The sequence below is a fragment of the Blochmannia endosymbiont of Camponotus sp. C-046 genome, assembly GCF_023585865.1.
Lineage (GTDB): Bacteria > Pseudomonadota > Gammaproteobacteria > Enterobacterales > Enterobacteriaceae > Blochmanniella.
The window spans coordinates 126,748-138,932 of the sequence record NZ_CP097752.1 but is presented as its reverse complement, the minus strand read 5'-3'; the positions used below and the strand labels follow the sequence as shown (position 1 = coordinate 138,932).

Below are 12,185 nucleotides of genomic sequence, written 5' to 3'. Positions count from 1 at the left end.
CCGCAATATCATTATATTTTACTTTTATAAAATATACATATATTTATATCAAACTAATAAATACATGTACATATATTTATATTATTTTATTATTTAAATACCAGATACCCATTAACTACATCATTTAATATAATCAAATTAATTTCCATTAATTTAATAATATTCATCTCTGATTTAAATATAATATTGCCTAACTAAATTATTAGTGTATTAAATTATTACATATTCCTCATGTATATAAATAAATTATATTTAATATATTTTAAAATATTTCTGTATATTTTATACATATATCCATAACATCAGATTATAACTGACAATCTATACTACTGGTTTATACTTATATTCCTTTAAAATATAAATCTTAAAAAATAATTATTATTAACATCAATTATAAAATTTAAAAATTTTAGTTAGCACAATATCATGATCACTAAACACCATTGCTTATATGAATGTTAATTATCATTTCCACATGCACTCAATGTAAAAATAATTGGATACAAACATAATACATAATTTATTTAAAATTTGATTTTTAATCAAAACGACGCAATACCCACAAACATTTACCAATAATCACATATACTCATCATGTGATACTGTTTCTTTAAAATTGTTAAAATAATTTAAAAAACAACTCTGACAGGGCATACATTTGTAATTACAGTGTGTTCACTGTATCATATTTTATTATACTAAACAATATATACCGTAAATTTTTAGTAAAATTAATTGATATTATAAGTTATCAAAATATCCCCTTGACAGGGATCATACATTGCGGATCAATCATTATGATTGATAACGTATACTAATAAAAATTAAAACTAAAATTATTATAACCATTAAAATTTCGATGATACCACTCAGTACATTCTTAAAATTTTTTTATGATTATAAATGTTACGAAATATCCTACCACTATACAAAAGAATACAAAAACACTCATTAAAACCATTAATAGCATCGACATAAAACATATTTAGAAACTATTTACAACCATAACCCTGTATATATTTATGCAATCTATAAATTTTTTTGGTCCTTCAAAATAATTCTATATGACTTCAGAAATATATTTATATATACACAAATCATTCGTATCACACATAATATCATTTAATATATCAAAATTATATAAAACACTATAAATCCCATTTGTTTACAATACTATTTCAAATACATATATAAATTATTTTTTTAACCATTTCTAAACAAATTTATAAAAAATTGATACAAATTAATTCTAAATCATCATGATATTTTCATTTCAATGATTGCTCATTGTATATAAATATTTTTTCATATAAAATCAGAATAACACCTCAAATTATTGATACATACTTTTTATAAACTAAACCAATCATCATTGTGGTCTTCAATGATTAATTCAATCAATTAAATACCCAATAATACAAATATAAAAAAACTAAAACTACAATCATTGATGTTCATAAATCAACAATCTTCTTATACTTTCCAACCATATCTAAACTTAAAGCAGCTATTCAAAAAAACAAGAAGTATTGTAACTTATTACCTCATGCCGTGTATAAAAATATCATACACAACAACCTCAAATTTTGAAGTACCAACTATTACCTTGACAGATAAATACACTGAACTAATCATTAATTATAACAAATAACATTTATTTTCATATACTATGCAATACTTATGAAGTATAATGATCAATTATTTTTGAAACTTTTCTTACACTAAACCAACAACACCTATATTTTATAATTGGAAATAAATACGGGTCTTCATCATATGAAATTTGTTTCTTTTAATATAAATGGATTACGTGCTCGTATGCATCAATTAAATACAATTATCCTGAAATTACAACCTGATGTCATTGGATTACAAGAAACTAAAGTACATGATGACTTTTTTCCTATAAAAGAAATACTAAAATATGATTATCATGTATATTATTATGGTCAAAAAAAACATTACGGTGTTGCATTATTTCTACGTCAACTTCCTTTAACTGTTATTCATGGGCTTACTAATGATAATGACTTATCCCAAAAACGAATAATCATGGCTAATATTAAAACATCAATAGGTATATTAACTATCATTAACGGTTACTTTCCTCAAGGAGAAAATAAAAATCATCCAGAAAAATTTGCGTACAAAAAAAATTTTTATAAAAGTTTTCAAAATTATATAGAACGTACCTATCAAGATCATTCATTGTTACTGATTATGGGTGATATGAATATTAGTCCTACAGATTTTGATGTTGGCATTGGCGAAAAAAATAAAAAACGTTGGCTTACGACAGGTCGATGTTCTTTCTTACCAGAAGAAAGAACATGGATCAATCGCTTAATGGATTGGGGTTTAATAGATATATATCGAAACATGCATCCTCAAAATGATGAACGTTATTCTTGGTTCAGCTATAGATCTCGTGGATTTTTCAAAAATAATGGTTTACGCATTGATTTGATATTAGCAACACGTCCTCTAGCGGTCCGTTGTAGAAATAGTGATATAAGCTATAGTATCCGTGGAATGCAACGACCATCCGATCATGCTCCAGTATGGGTAGATTTGGATATTTAATATATACTTTACGTCACACGGAAATCATTTTATATAAACCTTTAACTACTGATACGACATAATATCACTGAAAATTTTTAATTTTTACATCATATAAAATTAATAAAATCATAAAAATTATTAATTTTCATTTCATTTATACATATTATGTGATACTTAACTTGATTGAATTGTGAAGCTATAAAATTCATGTGGATTATTATATAATGTTTTTAATAATAAAATCGTTCATTCAGAATATATGGAAAACTACTTATAAAATAATTAGATATGGCATGAATACACTATATCTAATACGAACAATACTAATAAATCTATTCTTTGTAATTTTCATTATAATTAGCGTGGGAATATATTTAAATTTACGTGATCCTTCCACTGGATCATTATCACAGTACTCTGCATTAATTCTAGATATTTCTGGTACTATCGTAGATAAGCCAGTAACATACAATAAATTTCAAAAATTCAGTCAACATTTATTCAATACAAATAAATCAAATTCTAAAGAAAACTCACTATTTGATATTATCGGCATATTACGTCAAGCCAAAAATGATCCATATGTAACTGGATTAATATTGTCATTAAAAAACTTTTCTGGAAGTAACCAAGCATCATTAGAATATATTGGTAAAGCATTACATGAATTCAAAGAATCCGGTAAACTAATTTATGCAATTTCTGATTATTATAATCAATCACAGTATTTTCTCGCTAGTTATGCCAATAAAATTTATCTTACACCACATGGATTTGTAGATTTACGAGGAATTTCTACCAGCAAGTTATATTATAAATCTCTATTAGATAATTTAAAAATTAACACTCATATTTTTAGAGTAGGTACATATAAATCTGCCGTTGAACCATTTATTCAAGATCAAATGTCACATCATGTACGACATGAAGAAACAACATTGGTAAATCGTTTATGGGATCAATATTTAAAAACAATATCTACTAATCGTAACGTAACAACACAGTCAATTTTTCCAGGAATTGACAATATACTAAATGAATTACATCAAATGAAAGGAGATACTGCAGCTTATGCACTCAAAAATAAATGGATCGATGAAGTTGCATCTCATTTTGTTATAGAAAATACAATGAAAAAAATATTTGGATCTAATAAACAAGGCACTTCGTTTAATGCAATCAGCATGTATGATTACAATCTTATAGCTCCTACAAAACAAGACAACCAAATAGCAATAATATGTGTTAACGGTCCGATTGTGGATGGACCTAACATACCAGGTTCAATTGGTGGCGATACTATAGCCCATAAAATTCGCAGCGCTCGGTTTGATCCTAAAATAAAAGCAATAGTATTGCGTGTCAATAGCCCGGGAGGCAGTGTAAACGCTTCTGAATTAATTAGATTAGAACTGACAACTACTAGGGATTCTGGTAAACCAGTAATAGTTTCTATGGGTGGCGTAGCAGCATCTGGAGGGTATTGGATATCGACTCCGGCCAATGTTATTATTGCAAGTAACAGTACTATTACAGGTTCTATAGGTATATTTGGTATTATTAATACATTTGAAAAATCTCTCGACGCCATCGGCATTCATAGTGATGGAGCAAATACATCTCCTATAGCAAATATTTCAATCACTACCCCACTCCCTACTGAATATATAAACATGATGCAACTTTATGTAAATACCAGCTATCACTATTTTATTAGCACTGTAGCTGAATCTCGCCGGAAGACCACAGAAGATATTCATAAAATTGCTCAAGGCCACGTATGGCTGGGTTATGATGCAATAAAAAATGGATTAATTGACTATATAGGAGATATAGATGACGCAATAAATAAAGCGGTGGAACTAGCTCACTTACAAGAATATCAACTTAATTGGTACGAAGATAAAGTAAATTGGATAGATGTTTTAATGCAACAAACTAATAAAGTTATTCATAGTATCATTATCAAATTATTAAATCATTATATTTCATTAGATAATTTTAACAACGATAATGTAAACATAAATAACTCTAATATCCTTCAATTTGCATGGAATGATCCAAAAAATTGCTATGCTCTTGATTTAAATTATTTAGCACAATTGTAATATCATATATAATGTAAATTTTTATTTACATACTAACATAACTGTACAATGATGATTCGGTTGCAAAACGTCACATTAATAAATTTATTTGATTTCAATACCTATAAAAAAATGAACATAAAAAACATATTTATATTGTTAGATCATGATAAATTATGAAATACACGTAATTATCGAAAATTAAATATATTACGTATCAATGATGTGATAGTATTATCTATATTACTAATATTGTGTGGAATATCAAACACATCAAAAACACAAATTACTTTTAAGTTATTTAAAATAGTTATTATAAATACTTTGATATATACAAACAAAGTTTCCATACCTGCGTTTACAATTTACAATATAACACATAATTACGATTAAAACAGGAGCATGTAATATATGGCTATTAAAATAGGTATTAATGGATTCGGTAGAATTGGTCGCGTTATTTTTAGATCTGTACAAGAAAGAAAAGATGCAGATGTTGTCGCCATTAATGATTTACTCGATATTGAACATATCGCATATATGCTGAAGTATGATTCAACTCATGGACGATTTAAAGGAACAATTAATGTTCATGGTGATCATTTAATTATTAATAATAAAATTGTGCATTATACCTCAAAAAAAGATCCAAAAAACTTATATTGGAGAAATTTTAATGTTGATGTTGTTGCTGAATCTACAGGAATGTTTTTAACTGAAGAAAAAGCTAATGGACATATAGTTGCTGGAGCCCGTAAAGTAGTACTAACAGCCCCATCAAAAGATGATACCCCAATGTTTGTTATGGGAGTTAATAATCATCTCTATAACGGAGAAAAAATAATATCTAATGCATCCTGTACCACTAATTGTTTAGCTCCACTAGCTAAAGTTATCAATGACAATTTTGGAATCATTGAAGGTATAATGACTACTGTTCATGCTACCACCGCTACTCAAAAAACTGTTGATTCTCCAATGCACAATGATTGGAGAAGTGGGCGTGGTGCTTACCAAAATATTATTCCATCTTCTACCGGAGCAACACGAGCATTAGGTAAAGTTATTAAAGAATTAGATGGTAAATTAACTGGAATATCATTCCGAGTTCCCATTCCAAATGTTTCTGTTGTTGACTTTACTGTTCGTTTAGAAAAATCCGCCTCTTATAAAAATATTTGTGATGTTATTAAACACGCTGCTTATGGAAATTTGAAAGGAATTATAGGATATACTGATGAAAAAGTGGTATCCAGCGATTTTAATGGAGAAAAATTAATCTCCATTTTCGACGCGCAAGCAAGTATTGTATTAAATAATCATTTTGCTAAATTAATATCTTGGTACGATAATGAAACAGGATACTCTGACAAAGTAATTGATTTAAGTGTGTATATTACAAAATATAAATAATATTATCTAATAAATATTGCGACCGGTTGCATAATAACCTAATGGTAAAAATCAAATAAAAACAATTTAATGACTGCCTAATAAGAGGTGTTATTTTTTTCTGAATTCTCAAGCGACATCTCTTATAATATAAGTATAATAAATATCAATAAAATTGATACAATATAAGAGCTATAAAAAATTTTTTTATTATTATACATCTATGAAAATAAACCAACCAATTGTCCTTCATTAATAACACTATGGACATGAACGTTTCAAACACTATTGCCACAAATAAAATTTAAATTAAATTGTTATACTTCTATCATTGTTGATAATTGAATAATATTAGTGACATGTAAATGATGTATATCATTACCACATATATCGTTTACATAATTTTAACCATAGTAGACTATATGATATCAAATTTTACTTTGTTTTAAAAATGTTTAAATACATCAGGTTGAATTGTGTTAATTTTAGGTAATTATTTATGTTACGTTTTTTTAATATTTGTTCTAAAACTAGAAAATGTTGGATTTTATTAATATTTACCGTTGTTATTTTAGAGTTAGTAGCCTTATATTTACAACACATTGTTTTAATAAAACCTTGCGTGTTATGTATATATCAAAGATGCGCTCTATGGGGCATAGGAATTGCTGGTTTGGTTGCGACAATTGCTCCATTTACTCTTTTAAGATTTTTTGCTATCCCAATTTGGATATACAGCGCTTGGAAAGGATTAGTGTTAGCTAAAGAATATATTAACATTCAGTTGCATCCATCTCCATTCTCCATGTGTGATTTATTTGTACAATTTCCTAATTGGTTACCTTTGAATAAATGGTGGCCTTCTATGTTTGATGCTAATGGAGATTGTACTGAGTATAAATGGTACTTTTTGTCATTAGAAATATCTCAATGGATGCTTATAATTTTTGCTAGCTACTTGATAGTAGCGATACTCGTGTCTTTATCACAAATTATTGATATCCAAAAATACAACAACAAATAGAATACAAATAACATGATACCAATCTTCAAATATCAGCACATATTTTACTTTTACACATAAAACATAAAATATTATCATTAATCTTCATTGTGTAATCACTCATTAATTTTATTGCACATATACACTGAAAAATCGATATATAATCGTGCTAATCAAATTCACACATATAATATTTATCTTACATAATATTGTTTAATAAACACAAATCAAATATATGTTGTACTTAAAATAACACCTTATGAACTAATATTAGTTATCATTTATTCTTATTTTTTAAAAAATTTCGTTAATGGATATACTGTATTAACATCTAAAATTCTTAAAATCGAAAATTACATGATCAATACACCAACCTATAACATACTGATTGAGTATCCTGTCAATAGAATTGAATTAATTTATTTTAATAATTTATACAAATATACAATCACTAATATCGCACAACTTTAAATATACCATATTTACTACAACTCTAAAATATATTATACTACAGCGATTATTGGACTATTTATGATTATTAATTAATTTTTTTTATTGATTCATTATCATTTTTCCTGCTTTACTGTAGGCAGTAATAATATCTTTACACTTAAAAATAAATTATATATAAATCATAGTATGAATAATAATAAATAAACATACATTCACACAAATAATAATATCAAACATAAACATACGATACCTGTATTTAAATTATGAAAAAATTAATGTGTCCATTAGTATAAAAGGGAGTAATTTTACATTATTAGTGATGCATATCTATAGTACATGCATAGAACTGATTCGTCGATCATTGGAAGAAAAAATAGAAAAAGCTCCCTTTTTTTTATTAAAAAACACACCAATTGTTATAAACATTGGTAATCTTGATTATTGTAACAACTGGAGCGCTCTGTATCGAACAATATCCGATGCTGGATTGTTTATAATTGGGGTATGTTGTTGTCATAATAAAAAATTAAAAGAAACAATTATTCGTAGTGGAGTACCTATTCTCGCAGAAGGAAATGCTATAAAAAATAAATATTCTTCAGAATATTTATACAGCAACATTCCAATAATTGCTAAAACACAATTAATCAATACTCCAGTACGTTCTGGACAAAAAATATACGCTCGTAATCGAGATTTAATCATTATTGAAAATGTTAGCACTGGAGCTGAAATCATTGCCGACGGCAATATCCATATTTATGGTATAATGCGAGGTCGGGTATTAGCCGGAGCATCCGGTAATAAAGAATCCCAAATTTTTTGTACTCATTTATCTCCTGAACTAGTATCGATCGGAGGACGTTATTGGTTAAGCGATCAAATTCCAAAAGAATTTTTAGGTAAAGCGGTAAGACTAAGTTTAAAAAACGATATGCTTATCATTAAAAATTTATAATGTATCCTGCAATAAGGATTTTTTTATGACGCGAATAATAGTTGTTACTTCAGGAAAAGGAGGAGTAGGTAAGACAACATCAAGTGCATCTGTTGCTACTGGGCTAGCACGTAAAGGTAAAAAAACCGCTGTTATTGATTTTGATATTGGTTTGCGTAATCTTGATTTAGTTATGGGATGCGAACGCAGAGTAGTATATGATTTCATTAATGTCATTCAAGGTGAAGCCACCTTACACCAAGCGCTAATTAAAGACAAACACACTGATTATTTATATATTCTACCTGCGTCACAAACACGCGATAAAAATTATTTAACCCTAGGAGGAGTAGAAGAAATATTAAATAATCTTAATAAAATGAACTTTGAATTTATAATATGTGATTCTCCTGCAGGTATTGATAGTGGAGCCTTAACAGCTCTATATTTTGCAGACGAAGCAATTGTCACTACCAATCCAGAAGTGTCATCAGTACATGACTCAGATCGCATGTTGGGTATTTTAGCATCTAAATCTAAACGTTCTGAAAATGGTGCAACAACAATCAAAGAACATCTATTACTAACTCGATATAATCCTAGCCGTGTTCGACGAGGAGATATGCTTAGTTTAGACGACGTCATAGAAATATTAAGAATTCCTTTATTAGGTGTTATACCAGAAGACAAAGCAGTATTAAAAGCATCCAATCAAGGCGAACCAATTATTTTAGATTCAAAATCTCAAGCAGGACAAGCTTATTCAGATACAGTAGATCGTTTATTAGGAAATTCATGTCCTTTGAGATTTATTAAAGAGAAAAAAATCAACTTTTTCAAACGATTTTTCAAGAGATAATACTTATTATGGTATTAGTAAATTTCTTTTTTTTTAGAAAAAAAACACCAGCCAACATCGCCAAAAAAAGACTACAAGAAATTATTTCTGAACATAACACTAGAAATAATTCTTCCCCATATTATTTACCTCAATTAAAAAAAGATTTAATCCAAACAATAAGTAAATATACACATGATCCACACATACTTTCAATCCAATTAGAAAAAAAAGACAACAAAACATCCATCTTAAAATGCAAGATAATTTTTTTTAATGAAGAAACATAACATAATACAACATACACGCATCACATAAAATATTGAAATATGGACTTCTAACATTACTAGACAACCAATAACATTGCAAAACTAGATATCATCTGTTTTTACAACTAACTACTGCATTACGTAAATACACAGGTTGCACCTGATTTGGATTAACAAATATCTTATTTATCCAATTATACAGTCCTAAAGGCAACATATCCTGTGCTTCAGGCAACATAACGCTCCTATTCTTTAAAGCAATTACGCGAGGCATCTTTTCAGCACATGCTAATATTGGATAGTTATTCCAACCTGTTCCTACAAGCGCCCAATTACCCTTCATCTTCTGAAAATAAGAAGAACATATTAATCTTTTTTCGATTATTTCCGGATTTATAATAGACTCATTATCGCTACATATCCAACAACTATCGTCGCTCATCCGATGATAACAAGCCCAATATAACTCACCCATACGGGCATCAATAGTAGAGATAACTTGTTTAACAGAAAAAATACGCCAAGCCCCTTGCGCTAATACTTCTAAAGAAGACACCCCCACTAAAGGTAAATCCGCCCCTAACGCCAAACCCTGTGCGACACTGATCCCAATACGTACCCCTGCAAAACTACCCGGTCCTCTATTAAATACAATACAATCAAATGATTCCAAAGTAACACCTACTTCAATCAATAATTGATTAATCATAGGTAATATTTTTTCTGAATGACTCTTTGGAGCTATAATTTTATGATCATATATGCTATGATCAATCATGATCGCAACAGAACACAATTCAGTAGTAGTATCAAAAGCCAAAATTTGAGTAGACATATCAAACAAATAAAAAATAAAATTAATTAATAATAAAATTATTAACTGTATTTAAATAATATGTATTTTTGTACCTATAATAAAATATAAAGTTTTTATTCAACTAAATAAAATCTCTACAAAATAAAATTACATGAATATTAGAATTATATTAAAGATTAATAATAATTGATAATTTTATCACAACAACACACACATTATATATATGATTTTTCAAGTATTCTATAATGCAACATAGTAAAAATAATTAAATCCAATACGTATAACAACATAAATTTTAAATATTTTCATTTCATAAAAATAACAACAACCCAATACTATACATACAATCAGTACATATTTCAAAATCATAAGGGAATATTTGTTTTAATGAGCATACATCTTATAGAGCTACCCTATCATCCTTACGCTACACTGAATCTTTTTGAGACTTTATCCAATACATCATGGTCTATGTTGTTGTATTCTGGTCATAACAATAAACACCCAGATAGCCGTTTCGATATATTAGTTACTGATCCAACACTAACATTAATAACGCACAACAATACCACTACAGTTTCTTGTAATAAACAACATCAAGTTAATAATGCAGACCCATTTCTTCTATTAAACAAATATATTCATATCATGAATATGCAATCAGAAAATAATTTTCAATTACCATTTCAAGGTGGATTTGTAGGTGTGTTTGGATATGATCTCGCAAGATATATTGAATCACTTCCGAAATTAGCAAAACAAGATCTTTCATTTCCAGATATGGCAATAGGTTTATATCGATGGGCAATTATTTCGGATCATAAACTTTGTAAAAATTACCTTGTTACTCATGATAATCCCAAAAAAATATTAAATTGGGTATATAAACAACAACATATATATAACAATCATATTTCTAAAACATCATTTCGTCTTACGCAATCATGGAAAAGCAACATGAGTCGCTCAGAATATGCTCAAAAATTCCATATTATCAAAAAAAATATAATTGCAGGAAATTGTTATCAAGTGTGCCTTTCGCAACGTTTCTCTGCTTCATATATAGGAGATGAATGGACAGCATTTCGTTATCTATTACATTATAATCACGCACCTTTTTCAGCTTTTATGAGGCTACCAAACAAATTGAGTATACTCAGTTTATCTCCCGAACGTTTTTTGCAGTTACATGATACAAAAATTAAAACTCAACCTATCAAAGGTACATTATCTAGATTAAAAAACGTACAAGATGATTATCAACAAATTATTAAATTATCTGAATCTACAAAAGATCAATCAGAAAATTTAATGATCGTTGATTTATTAAGAAATGATATTGGAAAAGTAGCTGTTCCAGGTAGTATTCATGTATCTAAATTATTTGATGTTCAATCATTTCCAGGAGTGCACCATATGATTAGTACTATTACAGGAGAGCTATCTAACAATTTTTCAGCTTGTGATTTACTACGTGCATGCTTTCCAGGAGGATCTATAATTGGAGCCCCAAAAGTTCAAGTCATGAAATTAATTGAACAACTTGAACCACAACGTCGAAACATTTGGTCTGGTAATATTGGATACTTAAGTTGTTGCGGTAATATGGATACCAACATTGCTATCAGAACATTATTAGCTGAAAGACAATACCTGTTTTGCTCAGTAGGAAGTGGTATTATTTTCGATAGCGATGAAGAATCAGAATATCAAGAAATGCAAGACAAAGTCTCTACTATATTGCTGCCGTTACTAAAAAAATTTTATTTTAAATAACTACTTCAAATCAATTATTTATAATATATATCGTATACATGTATATGT

At 28.0% G+C, this 12,185-nt stretch carries 9 protein-coding genes; 8 read left to right on the top strand and 1 reads right to left on the bottom strand.

Annotated elements, in window-relative coordinates; genetic code table 11:
* Positions 1–1,776 precede the first annotated feature (1,776 nt).
* The 7 genes from xthA (at position 1,777) to minE (ending at position 9,565) form a co-directional block, all read left to right on the top strand.
* Positions 1,777–2,583, top strand: a complete 807-nt coding sequence (gene xthA, locus M9409_RS00555) for an exodeoxyribonuclease III (RefSeq protein ID WP_250227017.1) — start codon at positions 1,777–1,779, stop codon at positions 2,581–2,583.
* Between the two features lie 230 nt (positions 2,584–2,813).
* Complete coding sequence (sppA, locus tag M9409_RS00550; protein WP_420022265.1) at positions 2,814–4,673, top strand: signal peptide peptidase SppA; 1,860 nt, start codon at positions 2,814–2,816, stop codon at positions 4,671–4,673.
* 390 nt (positions 4,674–5,063) lie between these two features.
* On the top strand, positions 5,064–6,065 hold the full coding sequence (gap, locus tag M9409_RS00545; RefSeq protein ID WP_250227015.1) for a type I glyceraldehyde-3-phosphate dehydrogenase: 1,002 nt from the start codon (positions 5,064–5,066) through the stop codon (positions 6,063–6,065).
* 478 nt (positions 6,066–6,543) lie between these two features.
* Complete coding sequence (dsbB, locus tag M9409_RS00540; protein ID WP_250227014.1) at positions 6,544–7,068, top strand: disulfide bond formation protein DsbB; 525 nt, start codon at positions 6,544–6,546, stop codon at positions 7,066–7,068.
* Positions 7,069–7,819: 751 nt separating this feature from the next.
* Positions 7,820–8,458: a septum site-determining protein MinC gene (minC, locus tag M9409_RS00535; RefSeq protein ID WP_250227223.1), complete on the top strand. Its 639-nt coding sequence runs from the start codon at positions 7,820–7,822 to the stop codon at positions 8,456–8,458.
* 25 nt (positions 8,459–8,483) lie between these two features.
* Complete coding sequence (gene minD, locus M9409_RS00530; protein WP_250227013.1) at positions 8,484–9,296, top strand: septum site-determining protein MinD; 813 nt, start codon at positions 8,484–8,486, stop codon at positions 9,294–9,296.
* 8 nt (positions 9,297–9,304) lie between these two features.
* A complete protein-coding gene (gene minE, locus M9409_RS00525; RefSeq protein ID WP_250227012.1) occupies positions 9,305–9,565 on the top strand; it encodes a cell division topological specificity factor MinE in 261 nt (86 codons plus the stop codon).
* 88 nt (positions 9,566–9,653) lie between these two features.
* On the opposite strand, the gene tsaB is transcribed toward minE, so the two are convergent.
* Complete coding sequence (gene tsaB / locus M9409_RS00520; protein ID WP_250227011.1) at positions 9,654–10,379, bottom strand: tRNA (adenosine(37)-N6)-threonylcarbamoyltransferase complex dimerization subunit type 1 TsaB; 726 nt, start codon at positions 10,377–10,379, stop codon at positions 9,654–9,656.
* 369 nt (positions 10,380–10,748) lie between these two features.
* Between tsaB and pabB the strand changes: the two genes are divergently transcribed.
* Positions 10,749–12,137, top strand: a complete 1,389-nt coding sequence (gene pabB / locus M9409_RS00515) for an aminodeoxychorismate synthase component I (RefSeq protein WP_250227010.1) — start codon at positions 10,749–10,751, stop codon at positions 12,135–12,137.
* Positions 12,138–12,185: the final 48 nt, after the last annotated feature.